The sequence below is a fragment of the Micromonospora sp. NPDC050397 genome (assembly GCF_044901685.1).
GTDB lineage: Bacteria > Actinomycetota > Actinomycetes > Mycobacteriales > Micromonosporaceae > Micromonospora_G.
On sequence record NZ_JBJDPS010000003.1, the window covers coordinates 820,712 to 840,980 of the forward strand.

Here is a 20,269-nt window from a genome sequence, read left to right on the forward strand (position 1 = left end):
ACTAACTGCGGTTCGGTGGGGCGCCGCGCCCGCGGCGGCTGCTGGCCGGCCGCGGGCGCGAACGGGTCAGGACCGTACGGTCGGGTCGATGATCAGAGGTTGCCGCGCAGCGAGGTGTCGCCACAGTTGGCGGCCGCGCCGAAGCCGTACTGCTGGATCAGCGGGGTCTGCAGGCAGACCAGCGAGTCCGAGCCGGTGAAGACCTGGTCGATGACGCTGTTGCCGAGGTCGGCGGTCGGCACGATGTTGTAGACGTCGCGCCGCAGCGGGAAGTTGGTGTTCAGTACCTCGTTCGGCGGGTTGGTGCCGGTCGCGTACGGCGACACGCCACCGATCCGGCCGAGGTCGGACGGGCCGCGCCGGTCCTCGACGCCCGGCAGGCTGTTGCCCTGCGCGATGTGCTGGGCGATCGAGAAGGGCAGGATGTAGTCGTTGTGTCCGGTCAGCACCCGGCCGTCGTGCTCCTGGATCGGGTCCACACCGGTGCCGCCCTGCGACGGCGGCAGCAGGCACTCGTAGTCACCGGCCGCGATCTCCGCGTCGGTGATGCCCATCTGCTGGTTCCAGAACTGCCGGGTGCCCGAGCCCGCCTGGAGCAGCAGCGGCTGGACCGGGACCCCGGCGATGTCGCCGACCACGCACTTGTAGATGTTGCGGAGCTGGCCGAGGCTCATGTTGAGCGGCAGGTCGCTGCTCTGGTTGATGGCGAAGGTCACCGCGTCCACGCCGAACGGGATCCAGACGCCGTTGCCGCTCGGGTTGTGCGTGGTGGTGCTGGACGAACGGGCGAAGTCGACGCAGCCCTCGATCGGGTTGTTGTCCGTCTCCGAGTCGCGCAGCGAGGTGCGACCCGCGGTCGAGCCGTTCGGGCGGTTGAACGAGCAGTCGGTCGCCTTGGTCTTGATGGTGGCGGTGCCACGCGCGTCCCAGGAGGCGATGACCTTGCTGCCACCGATGGTGATCGCGTCACCCAGACCGTTCATGACGTCCTGGGTGGTGTCCGACCCGGTACCGGCCAGCGTCCGGTAGTCGGTGATCGGGTTCGGGTCGGCGACGGCCGGGTTGGCCACCAGCGCGACGACGAGAGCGGCGCCGAAGGCCACCCCGAACGCCTTGCCGAAGGACTTAACCTGCATTGTTCTCCCTTTCTGAGAGAGACAGGAGGTCGACTCATTCCCCTGTTTAAATGAGCCGGACCCAGCATTCACCGATCTCCGGATGCATCGACACCTGTATTTCGCAAACGTTTCGCGCGTTTTCCTTCGCCCACATGAAGGCCAGATGAATCCGTTTGACTACATGGAGTCACCGGCATTTCGGCGGCATCCCCCGGCGCCGTGCTCGCGGCCGTCGACACGACCGCGAGCACGAACTCAGGGGTACGTCACCGACACGTCGGCAACCGGCACCCGATCGATCAGAGGTTGGCCCGCAGCGAGGTGTCGCCGCAGTTGGCGGCGAACCCGAAGCCGTACCGCCGGATCACGTCGGCCTGCTGGCAGAGCAGCGAACCCGATCCGACGAAGACCTGGCTGAGCGGACTGCTGGAGAGGTCGGCCGTCGGCACGATGTTGTACACGTCCCGGCGGAACGGGAAGTTCGTGTTCAGGGTCCGGTTGGACGGCGTGCTGCCGGCCGCGTACGGCGAGGCTCCGCCGATGCTGCCGAGGTCCGACGGGCCGCGCCGGTCCTCGACACCCGGCAGGCTGTTGCCCTGCGCGATGTGCTGGGCGATCGAGAAGGGCAGGAGGTAGTCGTTGTGTCCGGTGAGCATCCGGCCGTCGTGCTCCTGGACCGGGTCCAGCCCGGTGCCACCCTGGGACGGCGGCAGCAGGCAGGGGTAGTCACCGAGGGCGATCTCCTGGTCGGTGATGCCCATCTGCTGGTTCCAGAACTGCCGGGTGCCCGAGCCGGCCTGCAGCAGCAGCGGCTGGACCGGGGTGCCCGCGATGTCCCCCATGATGCAGCGGTAGATGTTGCGGAGCTGACCGACCGGCATGTTGATCGGCAGGTCGCTGTTCTGGTTGATCACGAAGCTGACGGCGTCCACACCGAACGGAATCCAGACCCCGCTGCCGCTCGGGCTGTTGGCGGTGCCGCTGGACGAGCGGGCGAAGTCGACGCAGCCGGCGATGGCGTTGCCGGCCGTCTCCGAGTTGCGCAACGCCGTACGACCGGCCGAGGACCCGTTGGGACGGGCGAAGTCGCAGCCGGTGGCCTTGGTCTTGATGTTCGCCGAGCCACGGGCGTCCCAGGAGGCGATGACCTTGTTACCACCGATCGTGATCACCTCGGCCAGGCCGTTCATGACGTCCTGGGTGGTGTCCGAGCCGGTACCCGCCAACATCCGGTAGTCGGTCGCCGGGCTCGGGTCCGCGGCGGCCGGGTTGGCCAGCATGGCCACGGTGAGCAACACTCCCATGGCCGTGCCGGCCGCGCGGCCGAAAATCCTCACCTGCATTGTTTTTCCCTTCTTCACCAACAGCACCCACCTCTTCGAATTGGTGGGCCGCCAGGAGCATCAGTCGCCGGATGCCTTTCTCGATACCGCGATCGAGGGAACGTAAAGTGCGTAGTCTTTCGCCAACATGTAGGCCGAATGAATCGATAAGCAGCAATTGGCGTCGGACTGTCTCATCGGGGTCGGCGATAACCGCGAAGCAGCATGGTCGGGCCGGCGACGGCGCTCACCAGCCCCAGTCCGAGCACGACGACCAGCAGGAACCGGACCCAGCCGACGGGTCGCCCCTCGGTCGTCGCCGTCTGCGCGACCGGTGCCGGCGTACCGACGGTGGGGGTCGGGGCCGCACTGGCCGTGGTGCTCGGCGTGGGTGACGTACCCGATGTCGGCGTGTTCGTCGGCTGGCCTGTCGGCGGCGGATTCTGGGGTGGCGGGGGATTTGTCGCGGCCTCTTCGGTGGGAGTGGGGGTCGGCGTCGGGGCGACGTAGTTCTCCACCGTCGCCGCCACAGCGAGTGCCTGGTCCCGCAGCGGTTGCGGCAGCGGGACGTAACCGGCTGGCAGTTGACCCAGCCGGACCCCGGGGGTCTGGCCGTCGGTGGCCGCGTGACGCAACAGCCGGGCGTAGTCGATCCGCTGTTCCTTCGGCAGGCCGAGGTTCACCGCGGCGTAGGTCAGCATCGCCAGCGGGTATCCGCCGGCCACCGGCGTACGGGGGTTGATCTGCGTCACGCCGGCCACGGCGCTCGGCTCGGACGCCCGTGAGACCTGGGTGAGCAGGGCGTCGGGTGTCGGGGCGACAAACTCCCCGGCCCGGTTGCGCAGTTGCGCGGTCGGCAGGGCGTACCGGGTCGCGGATGCCGCGTCGGTGATCGCCAGCATGAACCGCTGTCCCACGGCCTGCGGCGGGTCCGACTTCCAGCAGTCCTTCTGCCCCGGCGGGCAGTCACCGTTGATCACCCAGTTCTGCGCGCCCGACTGGCCGCGCAGGGTCTGGCTGGCGGCCTTGCGGAGCGTGTCGACGTACGGCGAGATGTGTTGGGCGCAGCGCTCCGGAGCCGTACCGCCGTCCGGCTCCTCACCCTCGTCGGGTCCGTCCGGCAGCAGCGGGCCGTCACTGTCGAAGCAGTTCGGGTCCGCCTTGGGGAACCTGGCCGGCGCCTGGCCGTCGGCGAAGATGGGGAAGAAGTTCGGGTTGACCGTCATGCCCGACTCGTCCGCCGCCCCAGCCAGCCAGGCCCGGGCCTCCGGGTCGGCCAGCACCCACTGCCAGACCTGGCGGGCGAGGGCCGAGTTGCCGTCGGTCACCAGGATCCCCGCCGGGTGGAAGTTCAGCTCGAACCGCCCGAAGACCGGGTTGAGGGCGAGGAACTCGGGATCCTGGCGCAGGCTCGGATAGGTCCGGCGCTCCCCGACCGCGCCGAGCACCACCTCCCGCGAGTAGGACTGGGTGAGCAGCTTGGCGACCAGCCGGGGGGTCAGCTTCAGATCACGCAGTTGTACGTTGGCCAGCTCCTGGTCGGCGGGGGGTGCGGTCGACGGGACCCGTCCCTCGATCTGGAAGGTGATCACCGCCGCCCCGAGCGTGACCGGGGCATGGGTTATCGGTGGATCGGACTCGTTGCGCACCACCGGATCGGTGACGTACGCCAGGCCGACCGGTGCCCCGAACACCTCGGTACGCAACTGCTGGCTCGCCTCGACGTCGCCCATCGGGTTGAGCACCAGCGGGGGCCGGGTGCTGTTCGCGCACATCGCGCCGTACCAGGACGCGGCGGCGTCCTCCATCAGGTGCGAGCCGACCGTCTGCCGCAGCTCGGTGGTCTCCGGGCAGTAGTTGCCGACCGGTTCGAACTCGAGCGGGAAGACGATCCGGTTGGCGAAGAAGCTGGGCGACAGCGGTGAGCCGTCCATCACCCGACCACCCTGCGGCACACCGTCGAGCCGGTTGCCGGACCAGTCGTACTCTCCGCGCGGCACGACGACCAACCAGCAGGGCCGTCCCTTGACCGACCCGTCGGGCTGCGGGATCGGGTCCCCGCAGCCGAGGTCGCGCTCCTCGGTCGTGGTCTGCAACTCGAAGGTGGCACGACCGGTGCCGTCCAGTGCGGTACGGCCGAACGGCAGTTCGTTGGTCGTGTTCCGGTCGAAGTAGTTCTCGATCGGCGGGACCCAGGCCGGCTCACCGAACGGGCTGGTCCCCCAGGTCTGCCGATCCCCGTGCACCGACCGGAACGGCGGGTACTCCGCTCCCTCGGGCAACCGGACGCCCTCGGGCAACGTGGCCTCGGCCGGGTCCGTCTCCCGCGTCCCGCCGGAGAGCTGGAAACTCGCCTTCACCCGGCGGTGCATGGCGTCCGGGCCGGAGAAGAGGTCGAGCGGGTTCGCCCCGCTCACGCCCCAGAGGCAGGTTTCCCGGAAGTCCGGTGCCTGCGGGTCGGGGCCCCAGCACTGCATGATCTGGAGGTAGTTCTTGCCGAAGTAGCGGACCGGCTCGGTCGGCTTGCCGCCCTTCCAGGTCACCGTGATCGCCTGGCTCACCAGGTTCTTCGTCTGCGAGACGGTGACCTCGAGCCCGGAGAAGTCCTCGTACGTGCCGGGCCGGCCGTGCTGGGTCATGACCGAGTCGGTCGGTGCGTCCTCGGCCTTGGCCACCAGGGCCGGCTGGTGACCGGCCGGCGCTCCGGTCGCGAGCAGCGCCAGCGGCGCCACCAGCACCGCCAGCAGCGCGGCGGTGAGACGGCGGTGCATCCGCGTACCGGTGGAGACGCGCCTCATCGCCGGCCCCGTTCGTCCCCGCCGGCCGCCGTGGCAACCCGCCGGAAGAGCAGCGGTGGGCCGACGACCAGCGCGATCAGGATCAGCGCCGCCAGCACCATCATCGTGTGCCGCAGTTGCCAGCCGCCCTCGTCGTCGAGCGACACCGGCACTCCGGCCACGAACTGGCCGCCGCCGCCGTCCCCGCTGGCGATCACCTCACCGGTGTCCGGGTCGAACTGCGGCGTGCCGCCGGTGGACGGCCCGGCCGTACCCGGGGTGCTGTTGTTCTGGGTGTTCGTGCCGCCGCCGTTGGAGTTCCCACCGCCGTTGTTCGTGCCGCCGGCATTCTGGTTGCCGGTACCGCCGCTGTTGTTGTTGCCGCCGCCGTTGCCGGTCGGCGTCGCCTGCCGGGCGCCGCCGGTGCCCTCGGCACACTGCGTCGGGCCGCGCTGGTCGCAGGCGGGCGGGTCCTTGGCGTCCCGGGCCAGCAGGTTCGTGCCGTCGGGGGCGAAGGTCGGGTTGTGGCAGGTCTCCAGCTTGATGTCCTCGCGCACCGCGCCCGGGATCCGCTCCACCTGCCGGAAGCCGGCCTGGACCAGGTTCTTCGGCAGCGGCGAGTAGCCGAGCGAGTCGGCGGACTGCTGGCCGGTACAGAGAAAGTAGTAGGCGAACTTGGCCAGGGTGTAGCCCTTGTCCTGGGTGAATCCGGCCTCGGGCTCGGTCGGGATGATCATGTACGAGTACGACGAGAGCGGGTACGACCGCTTGTCCGCGTTGCGGTAGACCCCGTCGAGCCGCTGGGTCAGGTCCGCCGCGATCTCGGCCCTGGTCAGCGCCACCGCCACGCTCGTCGCCTTGGGCTCGATGTAGTAGCCGGCGCTGTTGAGCACCTTCGCCACCGGGAAACTGTTCTTCAACGCGTACGAGTACTCGACGTAGGTGATCGCGCCCTCGGCGTGGTTCTGCGCGACGTAGCCGGAGACGCCGTTGGACTGTGGCTGCGCCACGAAGCCGGAGCCCGGTTTGGTCGGGTAGAACGACAGCACGTTGCACTGCGTCGCCGAGCGCATCGAGGTGCAGTAGGGCCGCCAGATTCCCGGGTGCTGGCTGTTCATCCAGATGACGAACTGGGCGGTGGTGCCGGAGCCGTCGGAGCGGACCACCGGCACGATCCGCCGCGCGGGCAGGTTCAGCCCGGGGTTGTCGGCCTTGATCGCCGGGTCGTCCCACTGCTTGATGACACCGGTGAAGATCTTGGTGATCACCTCGCCGGAGAGCCGGAGGTTGGTCACCCGGCGTCCGCCGATCTTCAGGTTGTACATGAAGGCGGTGCCGCCCGCGACGATCGGCATGTACGCGTACTTCCGGGTCGACCCGTCGCCCTCAAGGCCGTACGGGATCTCGGAGACCGCGTAGTCGACGGTGCCCTCGCGGAAGTTGTTCCGGCCCACGGTCGAGCCACCACCGCTGTAGTTGACCGTCATCCCCTGCTGGCGGACCGCCGCCCGCCACGCCTGGAGCGCGTTCTCGCTCCACGTCGATCCGCTGCCGCTGATCGCGACGTAGTTGCGACCGCCCGCGGGCGCGGCACCGGCCGGGGCACCCGCGACGGCGGTCACGGCGACTGTCGCGAGGGTCAGCAGCCCCGCCAGCAGTCGCCGGTGCCAAGACGTCCGTTCACGCATTTCTGTCCTCGCTGTCGGTTCGGGAGACGGCCGGGTCGGTTGGGCTGTTCCGACCGGCACCGGCCGGTTCGTCGACGGCCGGGGAAAGATCGAAGATGTCCGTCCGCGGCTGGTCGCGGCGGGCGTACCTGGCCTGGTCCTGTGCGGACTGACGGGTCCGGCGGCGCTGCTGGCGACGGGTGAGCTGCCCCGGGCCGCGACCACCGATCAGCCGGGCCAGGATGAACAGGAGCAGCACCAGCAGCATCAGCGTGGCGGCGGTGCCGAACCCACGGGCGACCATGTTGTCCGAGGGCTGGGCCACCGACTTGTACGTCACCAGCGGCAACGAGTTCTGCCAGTCCTGGAACGGGTTGAGGTTGACCGCGTCCGCGCCACCGGCGGTGAGCAGCACCGGCGACGTCTCACCGATGCCCCGGGCGGTGCCCAGGATCACCGCCGTGGTCAGCCCGGACCGGGCGGTGGGGAGCACCACGTGCCAGACCGTGCGCCACTGCGAGGCGCCCAGGGCCAGCGCGGCCTCACGCAGGTTGCCGGGGACCAGGCGGATCACCACGTCGGAGGCGCGGATGATGATCGGCAGCATCATGACGCTGATGGCCAGCGCGGCGGCGAAGCCGGACCGGTCGTAACCCAGGGAGAGGATCAGGGTCGCGTAGACGAACAGCCCGGCCACGATGGACGGCAGCGCGGTCATCGCCTCGGCGATCGTACGGACCGTACGGCTGAACCGGCCCGGGATCTCGTTCAGGAACACCGCGCAGATCACCGCCAGCGGCACCGTGAGCAGCAGCGCCAGTGTGATCTGCTCCAGCGTGCCGGCGATCCCGTGCAGCACCCCGCCCTCGTCGAGCGGGGCGAGCGGCGAGGTGACCGACATGTCCTGGGTGAAGAAGTTCAGGTGGACCATCGCCGACCAGCCGCGCGCCAGCGTGTAGAAGATCACCAGCAGCAGGACGGCGAGCAGCAGGAAGCCGACGCTGTGCACCAGTGCCCCGACCACCCGGTCCCGTACCGCCGGCCCGTCCTCGTCGAACGAGACCAGCAGCGAGTAGAAGCCGAGGAACGCCACGTAGGCCAGGACCACGAAGCCGAGCACGCCGTCGAAGGGGGCGAGCTGGGTGTAGACGAGCGCGGTCAGGCTCAGCGCGGCCACCGCCGCGCCGATCGCGGCGTACAGGTCGGTGTGCCGGATGGTCGCGGTGCTGCGCCGTACCTCGGTCGGCTCCGGGTCCGCGCTCCGCACCGGGATGGTGGTACGCGACGGCCGGACTCCGGTGCCGGCCCGTGGCGGACCGGTTGGTGCCGGCTCCTCCGGCAACGGACTCGTCGGTGGCGGGGACAGCGTCTCGGTCGACATCCGGGACTGCTCCTCGATCGGGTGTTTCGCGCTCACCGCCGGCACCTCCTCACACCTCGCTCGCCGCGCCGGACCGACTCCGGGCGATGATGATCGAGGCGAAGAAGTTGACGATCAGCGTCATGGTGAACAGGGCGAGGCCGGCCGCGAAGAGTGCCGAGATGCCCATTTCGGTGGCGTCCCCGTAGCGCAGGGCGATCAGCGCGGAGACCGAGTTTCCGCCGACCTGGAGCAGGTGCGGCTGGATCTGGAAGACCGGGGAAATGATCATGACAACAGCGATGGTCTCGCCCAGCGCCCGGCCGAGCCCGAGCATGGTGCCACCGATCATGCCGCCCCGCCCGAAGGGCAGGACGACCGAGCGGATCATTCCCCATTTGGTCGCGCCGAGCGCAAAAGCGCCCTCACGCTCACCGGCGGGCGCCTGCGAAAAGACCTCTCGCATGATCGAACAGGCAACCGGGGTCACCATCATCGCCACCACCATGCCGGCGATGAACGTGGACGCGGTGTACACCGATTGTGGTGCCAGTGGGTCCCGGGGATCCACACCGTCGACCGCGAAGATCGGGATCCACCCGAAATAGGTGGAGATCCACCGGGCCAGACCCACCACATTGCCGGTGAGCAGGAATGCGCCCCAAAGCCCGTAGACCACACTCGGCACGGCCGCCATCAGGTCGACCAGACTGATCAGGGTTTGCCGGATTCGGCGCGGGGCGTACTCGGAGATGTACAACGCGGTGCCGGTGGCCAGCGGCACCGCGAACGCGATCGCGACCAGTGCGATGAGCACCGTGCCGGTCAGGACGGCCGCGATGCCGAAGTGGCCGGCACCGACATCCGGCTCCCACGCCTGCTCGGTCAGGAACGACCAACCGGCGACATCGAGGGCCCGCTGCGCCTGCACCAGCAGGAACCCGCCGACCAGCAGCATCACGACCAGGACGACCAGCCCGCCGCCACTGGCCACACCACGGAACACGAGATCCGACGGACCGCGCCGCTGCCGAATCGGCGTGGGCGCGTCCGCCGGACCATCCGGCGTGCCGGGAACGACGGTCCGGCCCCGATTCAAGGTACGCATCAGGGTCGGCTGCTCGTCTCGTTGCCGGCCGACGCGGTACGACGTGCCCCCGCCGGGGCCGCACCCGCCCAGGGCTGGACGCCGCTGGGGCGACGACGGTCGAGGGACGGCTCGCGGTCGCGTACCGGATGACGCCCCCGCCGGACGACGCGGGTGCCCTCCACCACCTCGGCGAGCGGCACTGCGGCCATGAAACGCTCCAGGTTGTAGCTGCACTCACGGGCACGCAGGTACGACCGACTGGAGACGGCGACGGTCTTGTCGTCCAGATCCAGCCGCCAGGCCCACTGCCCGGTGAACTCGTCCGTCAGGGCCACCGCGTCGGCCCGGCGGTGCTCGTCACGCAACCGCGCGACCGCCGCCCAGCACTCGGCGTACGTCTGAAAGCCCTCGTCACCACGACCGAGTTGTCGATTGTTCGGTGATACGAGCATCCACAACACCTCCTCGGCAGCCCCGTCCTCCTGGTCGCCCGCCTGTATCGGCATGGAAAGGAAGACGAAGCGCGACTGCTGCACCAGACCCCTCCCGTCAAGCGCGGAAACGCGCATTTGTCGCCGGTCGCCGTTCGGGGGCGACCACCGCGATCAGGCTCCGTACAGCCTGTGACGGTGGCCATAGCCAAATGCTCACGCCAGACATGCACGGGGTGAACATCAGTTCACCTGGGGTGACCAAATAGGGCGTACGATGCATTGGCTCGATAACGCCCAGTAGAGCCAATTAGCGCCAGCCAGCTCAATACGTCGATAGCGCTCCGGCGGGTCCTGTTCGACATTTATCGCAGGAGTCCGTTAACGGGCTTTTCGGTTTTCGACCCATCGGCGGCAAATCGCGATCAGCAATGCGGACCGTCATCGGTTCCGCGCCACGACCCCGGATTCGAGCTGGGACGACGCTGGTTCAGCCGGACCCGGCGCAGGGCGTTGGTGACGCTCCGTCGACGGACCGACCGGTGCCCGTGCCGGTCGGCCGGCTCAGGCGGTGGCCCGGCGCCGTGCCGACAGCCGCAGGCCGAGTCCGGCCAGGAGCAGGAGCAGGCCGGCACCGAGAATCATGACCAGCGGCAGCCCGGTCCTGGGCAGGTTGCCGCCGGGACCGGAGGGGGCCGGACTTGTCGGGCTGACCGACGGCTCCGGGCTGGCCGACGGGCTGGTGCTGGTGGAGGGACTCGGGCTGCCGGAAGGACTCGCCGACGGACTCGGGCTGCCGGTGGGGCTCGGCGACGCGCTGGCGATCTCCACCGTGATGCTCACCGAGCCGCTGCCGCTCGGCGCGGGCGCCGGGGCGGCCACCGCGGCGCCGGACAGCATGAACATCGCGGTGGCCACCAGGGCCGAGAAGGCGGCGAGCAGGGCCGGCAGCAGGGCGCGACCGTCACCGACCCGTTGTGCGGGGCGGCGGGGCTTCCGGATCCGACGTTCGGTCTCGGCTGGACCACGCTCGGCAGAATCAATCATCACGGTGAATGGAAGCTACGCACGATCCGTGACCCGGCGCGCACGCCAACACGCACGCCGGACATGAGACAGGTTAAGAGCAGGCGACCTGCCCCGGCTCAGGCCCAGACCTGCTGCGGTTCCGCCCGGCGCTGCGCCAGCGTCGGCGGGACGGCGTACTCCCGGACCACGTTGTACCGGGTGTCCCGCTCGACCGGCTGGAAACCCGCGTCCCAGATCAGGTTCAGCAGATCCTCGCGGTGCATGGTGTTCGGGGTGCCGTACGAGTCCGCGTCGTGGGTGATCTTGTATTCGACCACCGAGCCGTCGAGGTCGTCCACGCCGAAGTTCAGCGAGAGCTGGGCCACCGACAGCCCGTGCATCACCCAGAAGCACTTGACGTGCGGCACGTTGTCGAAGAGCAGCCGGGAGACGGCGAACGTCTTCAGCGACTCGGCCGGCGACGCCATCGTGGTCCTGGCCTGGATCCGGTTACGGATCTTGCCGTCCGCCGAGTCGACGAAGTCGTGCTGGTAACGCAGCGGGATGAAGACGGTGAAGCCACCGGTCTCGTCCTGCAACTCACGCAACCGCAGCACGTGGTCGACCCGGTGCCGGGGCTCCTCGATGTGGCCGTAGAGCATGGTCGACGGGGTCTTCAGCCCCTTCGAGTGCGCCAGCCGGTGAATCCGCGACCAGTCCTCCCAGTGGCAGGCGTGGTCCACGATGTGCTGCCGGACCTCCCAGTCGAAGATCTCCGCACCGCCACCGGTGAGCGACTCCAGCCCGGCGTCGATCAGCTCGTCCAGGATCTCGTCCGCCGGCAGGCCACTGATCTTCTCGAACCACTGGACCTCGGTGGCGGTGAACGCCTTCAGCTTCACCGTCGGCAGCGCGGCCTTCAGCTCGCGCAGCACCTTCGGGTAGTAACGCCAGGGCAGGGTCGGGTGCAGCCCGTTCACGATGTGCAGCTCGGTGAGCTGCTCGTCCTGCATCTCCTTGGCCTTGCGGACGGCCTCCTCGATCCGCATCGTGTACGCGTCCTTCTCCCCCGGCTTGCGCTGGAACGAGCAGTACGCGCACGAGGCGCTGCAGACGTTGGTCAGGTTCAGGTGGCGGTTGACGTTGAACATCACCCGCTCGCCGTTGCTCTCGGTCCGGCGGTGGTGTGCCAACCGCCCGAGCCACGCCAGGTCGTCGCTGTCGTAGAGGTCCTCGCCGTCCTGGCGGCTCAGCCGCTCCCCGGCGTAGACCTTTTCTTCCAGCTCACGCTTGCGTCCGGCATCCATGACGGCCCCGTCCCTTCCCTACGATCCAGGGTCGAGCGTACGTGGCCCGCCCGGTGGCGACCGTACGGCCACGGTGGCAGCGACGTAGTTCACCGGACGCCCGCCGGCCATCCGGCACTCAGGCTGCCGTCATCAGACTCTCAGGCTCTTGTTACCCCTTTCCCGATCGACTTCCGCAACGCGGTGCGGTAGACAAAAGTGGGACGCCGGGCACATCGCCGGACACGAGGGCACCGGGGCGGTACGACCGGGCCCTCGATCGCTGGATGGGGAGCGGAATGGCATTGAGAACGGGCAGCCGACGAGGACGACACCGCCGACCGCTGATCAGCCCGGTCCTCCGGCCGATGGCCTGGTCCGCGCTACTGAGCGGAGTGGTCGCGTTCGCCTTCGCCAGCCCGGTCTACGCCGATCCGGCCCTGCCCACCACCGTGCCGGACACCGGCGCCCGCCCCGCGGCGGTCGGCGCGCTGCTGATGCCCGGCGCGACGGCGCCGTCCACCAGCCCCAACGTCCCGCTGCCGCCGCTGCTCAACGGCCCGCTGGCCACCCAGATCCAGGCCAAGGAGACCCAGCTCGCCGTACTCGGCGACGAGTTGCTCCAGCTACGCCAGGACCGGGACACGGCGGCCGGCCTGCTGGTCACCGCCGACACCGAGTGGCGGACCTCGCACGAGCAGTTGCTCAAGGCACAGGCCGCCGCCGACCAGGCCGCCGCCGAGGCGTTCAAGGACGCGGCCGGTCTGCCGCCCGGTGCCCTCGGTTCCGATCTGGAGGGACTGGGCGCGCTCAGCCGCCTACAGAAGGGCGAGCAGTCGGGCGCGGACAGCATCGCCCCGGCGCGTGAGCTGACCCGCGCCCGCGCGGCCGAGCAGGCGGCGCGGGAGGGACAACTGGCGGCCACCGCCCGGGTCACCAGCACGGCCGCCAGCTTCACCGCGAAGGAAGCCAGCTTCAAGACGCTGGAAGCGGACCTGCTGAAGCTCAAGCGGGACAACTCCGATCAGCTTGCCGTGATCGAGCAGGCCCGGGAAGCCGCTGAGCAGCAGCTCAGCCCGTCGGGGATCAACAACGCCAGCATCGCCGGCATGGTGGCCGACCCGCGCGCGTTGCAGGCCGTGCAGTACGCGCTCGCCCAGCGGGGCGACCCGTACGTCTGGGCGGCCGAGGGGCCGGACGCGTTCGACTGCTCCGGACTCATGTGGGCCGCGTACCGCACCGCCGGATACACGCTGGCCCGGGTGGCGAAGGACCAGTACTACACGACCCGGAGCCGTACGGTCGACCGCTACTCGATGCTCCCCGGCGACCTGATCTTCTTCGCCTCCGGCAGTAGCTGGACCACGGTGCACCACGTCGGGATGTACATCGGCAACGGCAAGATGGTCCACGCGCCCAACTCCGGCGACGTGGTGAAGGTGTCGACCGTCTGGTGGTCCCGCTTCTACGCGGCGACCCGGATCTTCGGTGCCGTACCCGCACCGACCACGCCGCCGCCGACCACCCCGCCACCCACCACCCGGCCGCCGACCACGCCACCGCCGACCACCCCGCCACCCACCACCGCGCCACCCACCACGCCGCCGCCGACGACTCCTCCGCCGACGACGCCACCGCCGCCGACCACCCCACCGCCGCCGACGAGCGAGCCGCCCACCACGCCGCCGCCACCACCGACGACCCCACCGGCGACCACCCCGAACGACGAGCCCACGACAACGCCGAACCCGTCCACCGGGACCACCCCGGCCGCGTCGGGCAGCGTGGTACCGAGCGCCACCTAGGGACGCTCGTCCGGCTCGTTCCCGACGGCCGGCGGTGCCGGACAATCCGCTCCGACTGTCCGCCCGTGCGCGAATGTGGCACGGTGAGGATCGAGGGCACTCCCGGTCCGGCGCCACCGGACCGGGTGCGGGCGCGGGAGGCAGAGGATGGGCGAAGAGCAGACACAGCCGGCCGAGACGGCGGGGGGCTCGAATACCGGGACCCTGACCACGACGGCACCGGACGTGAAGGGCGACATCGGGGGGCTGCCCACGCTGGCAGCTCCACCGGCGACCGGCGGTGCCGACGCCAAGCCCGGGTCGGAGTCGCCGGAACCGGCCGAGGATCGCGACGTGGTCGAGGCGACCGCCTCGGCGGGAGCGGAGCCGGCCGAACCGGCACCACCGCTTGCCGTACGCGAGACGCCGAGCAGCGCCCCCCTGCAACGACGTACGCCGAAAGTCCCTCAGGCGGAAGTCCCCTGGTCGGCATTTGGCAACGCCAAGCCCGACGCGGGTTCGCCCGACACGGCGTCGGGCGATACACCCGGCAGCCCGGCGGCCACCCCACCCCGTTCCTCGGACCGTCCCTGGGGCCAGCCGAAGATCGGCTTCACCATCCCCACCCAACGCTCCGGTGAGCCCAACCAGGCTCCGGCCGCGCGAGCCAGCGTCGCCGTACCCGCTGTCGAGCCACCCGAGCCGGCCACTCCGCCGCAGCCCGAGCCGCCGAGCCCACCCGGCCCCGGACCGGCGCCGGCCCCGTTCCCCCCGGTGCCGGCACCAACCCCGCCCCTCCCCGGGCCGATGCCGCCGGCACCCGCACCGACGCCACCACCCGCGCCCGTACCGACGCCACCGCGCCCGACTCCCCCACCGCCCGGTCCGGGCCCCGTTCCACCGCTGCCACCGACCCCGCCCAACCCGCCCGTGCCGGCGCCGGTCCCCCCGTTCCCCCCGCCGCCGTCGACCATCGCCGCGCCCGCTCCGAGCCTGTTCACCACCCCGACGGCGGCGCCTCACCGACCCGGCTCCACGACGCCGACGCCCTCGGACGCCCTCGCCACCCAGCCGATCGACACCTCGCTCGCCACGAACACCACCCAGCGGATCGACACCTCGCTCTCGGCCAACATCACCCAGCCGATCAGCACCGGGCCGACATCGGAGGCGACCCAGCCGATCAGGCTCGCGTCGTCCGGCGGGGTCGCGACCCCGCCGGACGACCGGGGAACGGTGTACGGCGGACCCGGCGCTACGGCACCGGCGGAGATGACGGTTGCCATCACGACCGGGAACCCGGTGGAGAACACCGGATCGTTGACCGGACACATCCTGGCGCAGGGCTGGGCGGACACGCCCACCGGCAGCGCGGGCACCGGCAAGATGATCGGCGTCCTGGCCGCCGGGCTGGCGGTGCTGGTCGCGATCGGCCTGCTGGTGGTCTTTGCCGCCGGCGACACCTTCAGCAGTCTCTTCGGCGGTCTGCTGGGAAGCTGACCCGGCGGCGCCACACCGGACGACCTCGACGGCGACAACGGGACGCCGAGCCGTAAACCCCGCCCGTGGCACCGGCTGCACCGGTAGCCGTGGGCGGGGTGACGCTGCCCACTGGCAGGGGTCGGTCGATGGTGACCATGCGGAGAAGCCGTACACTTGACGCGATTACTGACCTGGCGCGCGCAAAGCGCGCCCCTGGGCGATCTTGCGGGCGATTCAGCGGCGGACGTTTGCCGCAGCGGGCCATTCGCGAAGATGCGCCCCGCTTGAGAGGTTTTTCTTGACGCCCTTCGCTGATCCCAGCACGTTTCCGTCCGTCCTCGAATCCCCGGCCGAGCTGGTCGAGGACGCCGCACAGCCCGAAGCGAACGCCGCACAGCCCGGAGCGAACGCCCTACAGCCCGAGGCGGACGCCGCACAGCCCGAATCGACCGACGTCACCGAGCCGGCCCGCTCGCAGGTGAGCGACTTCGCCTCCCTCGGCCTGCCGCAGCCGCTCGTCCGCGCCCTGGCCCGGGAGGGCATCAGCACCCCGTTCGAGATCCAGCAGGCGACCGTGCCGGACGCCCTGGCCGGCCGGGACGTGCTCGGTCGCGGCCAGACCGGCTCCGGCAAGACCCTCGCCTTCGGCCTGCCGGTGCTGGCACGGGTCGCGGCCGGCGGCCGGGCCCGGCCACAGCACCCCCGGGCGCTGATCCTGGTGCCGACCCGCGAGCTCGCGATGCAGGTCAACGACGCCCTCATGCCGTTGGGCAAGTCGCTCGGCGTGTTCCTGAAGACCGCTGTCGGCGGGGTGCCGTACGACCGGCAGATCGACGCGCTGCGGCGCGGTGTGGAGATCATCGTGGCCACGCCGGGACGGCTCGGCGACCTGATCTCCCGTGGCGTCTGCAAGCTCGACGAGATCGAGATCACGGTGCTCGACGAGGCCGACCAGATGGCCGACATGGGCTTCCTGCCCGAGGTCACCGAACTGCTCTCCAAGACGCCCGCGAACGCCCAGCGCCTGCTCTTCTCGGCCACCCTCGACGGCGACGTCGACGCCCTGGTCCGGCGCTTCATGCACGACCCGGTCACGCACTCGACCGCGCCGGCCACGGCGGCGGTGTCCACCATGGACCACCACCTGCTGCTGATCCCGCCGCACGACAAGTTCGCGATCGCCGCGTCGATCGCCGCCCGCCAGGGGCGCACGATGATGTTCGCCCGTACCCAGATGGGCGTGGACCGGCTGGTCGAGCAGTTGGCCGCGGTCGGCGTACGGGCCGGAGCGCTGCACGGCGGCAAGACCCAGCGGGTACGCACCCGTACGCTCGCCGAGTTCAAGGAAGGCCGGACGACCGTCCTGGTGGCGACCGACGTCGCGGCACGGGGCATCCACGTCGACGGTGTGTCGCTCGTCGTGCACGTCGACCCGCCGAAGGACCCGAAGGACTACCTGCACCGGGCCGGCCGCACGGCCAGGGCCGGCGAGTCCGGCGCGGTGGCGACGCTGGTGCTGCCGAAGCAGCGCCGGACCACGCTGGCCATGCTCGAGAAGGCGGGCGTCGAGCCGGCGCAGACCCGGGTCCGCCCCGGCGACGCGGTCCTGGCCGAGCTGACCGGCGCCCAGGCGCCGAGCGGGGTCCCGGTGGTGGCCGAGCCGGAGCGCTACAACGACCGCCCGCGCGGCGAACGACGCTACGGCGACCGTCCGCAAGGCGAACGACGCTACGGCGACCGTCCGCAAGGCGAACGACGCTACGGCGACCGTCCGCAAGGCGAACGACGCTACGGCGACCGTCCCCAGGGCGAACGACGCTACGGCGACCGCCCGCAGGGCGAGCGCGGGTACGGCGACCGTCCCCAGGGCGAACGACGCTACGGCGACCGCCCGCAGGGCGAGCGCGGGTACGGCGACCGTCCGCAGGCGGAGCGGGGCGCGGGACGTCCGGCGGGTGAGTGGCGTACCGGTGGCGAGTGGCGCTCCGACGAGCGTCGTGGCGGGTTCCGGCACGAGAGCGCGCCCCGGCACGACCGGCCGGGCGACGCCCAGGGCGATCGTGCGCGTACCGGTGGTGAGCGTCAGTTCGGCGGACGCCGCCCGACCCGTACCCACTGATCTTCTCGACGGCTCGACCGATCTCGGCGGCGGGCGGACGGCGTGGTTCGACCACGCCTTCCGCCCGCCGCTTTTTCCTGACCCGTGGCCGGGATGCCGCCTGTTCGCCGTGCGTGGCGTCGCGGCCCGCGCGGAACGGGTGCCGCCGGTAACGTCCCGGGCATGCCGATGATGCCGAGATCGCTGCTCTGGAACCGGACCGACCTGCCGGGCGCCGACCACGCGCTGATCGACGACCGACGCGGGCTGCTCGCCCGGGGCGTCGCACTGGCGGTGGACCCGCTCCCCTACACCTGCCGGTACGAGGTGATCACCGACGAGAACTGGGCCACGGTACGCCTGGAGGTGAGCGTCGAGGGTGCCGGTTGGCTGCGCAGCATCAGGCTGGAGCGGGCCGCCGGACGGTGGCGGGCCAGCACCGCCGAACAGGGCGACCTCGACGTCGCGCTGGCCGCCGCAGGGCGGCCCACGGCCGGTATTCCGGGGATCGAGGACCCGCACCGGCTGGCCGACGCGCTCGACGTGGACCTCGGCGGGGCACCGCTGTTCAACACCCTGCCGGTGCGGCGACTCGGCCTGCGGGGCGCGACGCCGGGGACGACGCACCGGATCACCGTCGCCTGGGTGCTGGTGCCGGGCCTGCTGGTGGTCCCGTCCGAGCAGGTCTACACCGCGCTGGACGGCGGCAACGTACGGTTCGTCGACGACGGTTTCAGCACGGAGCTACGGCTCGACCCGGACGGGTACGTGCTCGACTACCCCGGCCTGGCGCAACGGGTGGGCACCGAGGTACGCCGCTGACGCCGCCCGGCCGGGGCGGATGCCAGCGTCAGAGGGCGTCCGGGGTGGGCGACTGCGGGCGGTTTTCCCACTTGGTGGAGAGGGCGATGCCGGTCCGGGTCGAGGCGACCCCGGCGGTCCGGTTCAACCGTACGATCAACTGCTCCAACTCGGCGATCGTGCCGACCCGCGCCTTGCACAGGAACGACTCGACGCCCGCCATGAAGTAGCACGATTCGATCTCTGGCATCTCCCGGAGCGCGGCGAGGATGTCGTCGCTGTCGCCGCCGGAGTCCTGCACGATGCCGATCAGGGCGGTGACGCCCAGTCCGATCGACTCCGGCTCGACATCGGCCCGGTAAGCGCGAATGGTGCCGTTCGCCTCGAGCTTGCCGACCCGCTCGTGCACCGCGGGTGCCGAGAGCCCGACCTGCCGGGCCAGCTCGGCGTAGGAGAGCCGGGCGTTCGTCTGCAACAGGTTCACGAGTACCAGGTCGATTGCGTCCACGGACTGTAGACACTATCCCGGTGGATGGGACGGCGAACGAGCGGTAGGTGGTGTCCCACGCTCAAAGCAGGTAAAAACCACATATCGGCCAAGCTAACTTCCCACTCAGGGCGTTTTCGCGTTCGCCGGACACGACACTCTGGCGGTGCTGTAATTGCCGTACGTCCCCACCGAAGGCTCTGGCAGGCACTTTTGTCCCGGGGGCGGTCTTACCAGTCCGGGGACTTCGTGGACGCGAGGAGGGGGCTGTGGACACTGGAGATCGTCTGCTGACGCCGGGCGAGGTAGCTGCGCTGTTCCGCGTCGACCCCAAGACCGTCACCCGATGGGCTGCGGCCGGACGGATCGGCAGTATCCGGACGCCGGGCGGGCACCGTCGGTTCCGGGAGTCGGAGGTGCGTGCCCTACTCGAAGGCGAGGGCATGCTCGACGAGGTCGACGACAGCATGGCCAACCGGCCGCGCAACGCCGGCCCGGCGACGCCGACCGGCCCTGGTCCGGCCAGCGCGGGCAACGTCGGAATGCACTGAGGCACCATCCAGCACGACCCAGCACCACCGAGTAGGACCCGAGGATCGGGCCGGGGACCATCGGCCCGAACCACGGCAAAAACCTCTTTCATCCCATTCTGCCTGATTGCGTACTCAACCAGGGCTCTGGTCCTCGCGGCCGGCACCCAACTCGCCCGCCCAGCGCCGGAACAGCGAGTGCGGAACACCGAGCGCGTCGAGCACCTTGCCGGCGACGAAGTCGACCAACTGCCGCGCCGAGGCGGACGCACCCGCACCGTAGAAACCAGGGCTCGCCGGAAGGACCACCGCTCCGGCGTCGTGCAGTGCGATCAGGTGCTCCAGGTGGCTGCGGGTCACCGGCGTCTCCCGGGGCACCACCACCACCGGCCGACGCTCCTTGAGGTTCACCTCGGCCGCCCGTTGCAGCAGGTCCTTCGAGAGCCCGATGGCGATACCGGCACAGGCCGCCGTGCTCGCCGGCACCACCGCCATGCCGCGCACCGGGTACGACCCGCTGCTCGGCCCGGCGGCCAGGTCCCCGGCCGGCCAGTGGACCAGGTCCGCACCGCCCAGGTCACGCCCCAGCCACCCGCTCAGATCCGCACGCCAGTGGGCGTCCCGGAACCCCGCACCGGTCTCGTCGAAAATGGTCAGCCGGGCGGCCCGGGACACCACCAGGTCGACCGCCTCGCCGGCATCGATCAGCCCGCCGATGACGGCCGCCGCGTACGGCGTACCCGATGCTCCGGAAACCCCCACCACCCACGGCCTGCGCATCACCCAAGCGTGCCCGGTGCGGACGGCGGCCGTGGCACCGACCCCACCCGTTCAGGACCCAGATCACCCGGGGGCGGTAGGGGTGGTGGAGCGGAACGGCGGATGAGTCGACCCGGGGCCGGGATTGAGTAGTGCGGGGTCCGCGCGCGAACCGTGGAACTGCCATGCTTCTCGACGGGCCCGGCACCGGTCGTTTCGGGAGGTAACGGCATGGACGGCGACAAGACAAGGTTGATCCGGTTCGATTG

17 protein-coding genes are annotated in these 20,269 nt (G+C 70.5%); 6 read left to right on the forward strand and 11 right to left on the reverse strand.

What is annotated here, in order from left to right; translation table 11 throughout:
• Positions 1-92: 92 nt before the first annotated feature.
• Together ACI2K4_RS14690 and ACI2K4_RS14695 are read right to left on the reverse strand one after the other, a co-directional pair.
• The gene (locus tag ACI2K4_RS14690; RefSeq protein ID WP_404511380.1) at positions 93-1,136 is read right to left on the reverse strand and encodes a hypothetical protein; all 1,044 of its coding nucleotides are present in this window, start codon (positions 1,134-1,136) and stop codon (positions 93-95) included.
• 281 nt (positions 1,137-1,417) lie between these two features.
• The gene (locus ACI2K4_RS14695) at positions 1,418-2,416 is read right to left on the reverse strand and encodes a hypothetical protein (protein WP_404511381.1); all 999 of its coding nucleotides are present in this window, start codon (positions 2,414-2,416) and stop codon (positions 1,418-1,420) included.
• On the opposite strand from ACI2K4_RS14695, the gene ACI2K4_RS14700 reads away from it, so the two are divergent.
• Positions 2,406-2,567, forward strand: a complete 162-nt coding sequence (locus tag ACI2K4_RS14700; protein WP_404511383.1) for a hypothetical protein — start codon at positions 2,406-2,408, stop codon at positions 2,565-2,567. The two genes, ACI2K4_RS14695 and ACI2K4_RS14700, sit on opposite strands and share 11 nt — an antisense overlap.
• Positions 2,568-2,634: 67 nt before the next feature.
• Here ACI2K4_RS14700 and ACI2K4_RS14705 read toward each other — a convergent pair whose 3' ends face one another.
• The 7 genes from ACI2K4_RS14705 to mqnE all read right to left on the reverse strand — a co-directional run bounded on the left by ACI2K4_RS14705 (position 2,635) and on the right by mqnE (position 12,080).
• Complete coding sequence (locus ACI2K4_RS14705; RefSeq protein WP_404511385.1) at positions 2,635-5,238, reverse strand: hypothetical protein; 2,604 nt, start codon at positions 5,236-5,238, stop codon at positions 2,635-2,637.
• Positions 5,235-6,905, reverse strand: coding sequence for a phosphate ABC transporter substrate-binding protein PstS (pstS, locus tag ACI2K4_RS14710; RefSeq protein WP_404511387.1), 1,671 nt, complete (start codon positions 6,903-6,905; stop codon positions 5,235-5,237). The genes ACI2K4_RS14705 and pstS overlap by 4 nt, the downstream gene beginning before the upstream one ends.
• Entirely contained in the window at positions 6,898-8,301 is a 1,404-nt protein-coding gene (pstA, locus tag ACI2K4_RS14715; RefSeq protein WP_404511389.1) for a phosphate ABC transporter permease PstA, read from the reverse strand. The genes pstS and pstA overlap by 8 nt, the downstream gene beginning before the upstream one ends.
• Positions 8,302-8,314: 13 nt before the next feature.
• Positions 8,315-9,352 (reverse strand): phosphate ABC transporter permease subunit PstC, encoded by a 1,038-nt coding sequence (pstC, locus tag ACI2K4_RS14720; protein ID WP_404511391.1) that lies wholly within the window; start codon positions 9,350-9,352, stop codon positions 8,315-8,317.
• Positions 9,352-9,870: a hypothetical protein gene (locus ACI2K4_RS14725; RefSeq protein WP_404511393.1), complete on the reverse strand. Its 519-nt coding sequence runs from the start codon at positions 9,868-9,870 to the stop codon at positions 9,352-9,354. Before ACI2K4_RS14725 ends, pstC begins: the two co-directional genes overlap by 1 nt.
• A 459-nt stretch (positions 9,871-10,329) precedes the next feature.
• On the reverse strand, positions 10,330-10,812 hold the full coding sequence (locus ACI2K4_RS14730) for a hypothetical protein (protein WP_404511395.1): 483 nt from the start codon (positions 10,810-10,812) through the stop codon (positions 10,330-10,332).
• A 98-nt stretch (positions 10,813-10,910) separates the two neighbouring features.
• Positions 10,911-12,080 carry an aminofutalosine synthase MqnE gene (mqnE, locus tag ACI2K4_RS14735; RefSeq protein ID WP_404511397.1) on the reverse strand — a complete coding sequence of 390 codons (1,170 nt, stop codon included), beginning with the start codon at positions 12,078-12,080 and terminating at the stop codon, positions 10,911-10,913.
• Positions 12,081-12,358: 278 nt separating this feature from the next.
• Between mqnE and ACI2K4_RS14740 the strand changes: the two genes are divergently transcribed.
• From ACI2K4_RS14740 to ACI2K4_RS14755, 4 genes are all read left to right on the forward strand, one after another.
• Complete coding sequence (locus tag ACI2K4_RS14740) at positions 12,359-13,864, forward strand: C40 family peptidase (protein ID WP_404511399.1); 1,506 nt, start codon at positions 12,359-12,361, stop codon at positions 13,862-13,864.
• Positions 13,865-14,011: 147 nt separating this feature from the next.
• Entirely contained in the window at positions 14,012-15,343 is a 1,332-nt protein-coding gene (locus ACI2K4_RS14745; protein ID WP_404511401.1) for a hypothetical protein, read from the forward strand.
• A 280-nt stretch (positions 15,344-15,623) separates the two neighbouring features.
• A complete protein-coding gene (locus ACI2K4_RS14750; protein WP_404511403.1) occupies positions 15,624-17,444 on the forward strand; it encodes a DEAD/DEAH box helicase in 1,821 nt (606 codons plus the stop codon).
• 162 nt (positions 17,445-17,606) lie between these two features.
• Positions 17,607-18,245, forward strand: coding sequence for a putative glycolipid-binding domain-containing protein (locus tag ACI2K4_RS14755; RefSeq protein WP_404511405.1), 639 nt, complete (start codon positions 17,607-17,609; stop codon positions 18,243-18,245).
• A gap of 28 nt (positions 18,246-18,273) precedes the next feature.
• Here ACI2K4_RS14755 and ACI2K4_RS14760 read toward each other — a convergent pair whose 3' ends face one another.
• Positions 18,274-18,732, reverse strand: coding sequence for an Lrp/AsnC family transcriptional regulator (locus tag ACI2K4_RS14760; RefSeq protein ID WP_404511407.1), 459 nt, complete (start codon positions 18,730-18,732; stop codon positions 18,274-18,276).
• Between the two features lie 248 nt (positions 18,733-18,980).
• On the opposite strand from ACI2K4_RS14760, the gene ACI2K4_RS14765 reads away from it, so the two are divergent.
• Positions 18,981-19,262 (forward strand): BldC family transcriptional regulator, encoded by a 282-nt coding sequence (locus ACI2K4_RS14765; protein ID WP_404511409.1) that lies wholly within the window; start codon positions 18,981-18,983, stop codon positions 19,260-19,262.
• Positions 19,263-19,376: 114 nt separating this feature from the next.
• Here ACI2K4_RS14765 and ACI2K4_RS14770 read toward each other — a convergent pair whose 3' ends face one another.
• A complete protein-coding gene (locus ACI2K4_RS14770; protein ID WP_404511411.1) occupies positions 19,377-20,021 on the reverse strand; it encodes a UbiX family flavin prenyltransferase in 645 nt (214 codons plus the stop codon).
• Positions 20,022-20,269 lie beyond the last annotated feature (248 nt).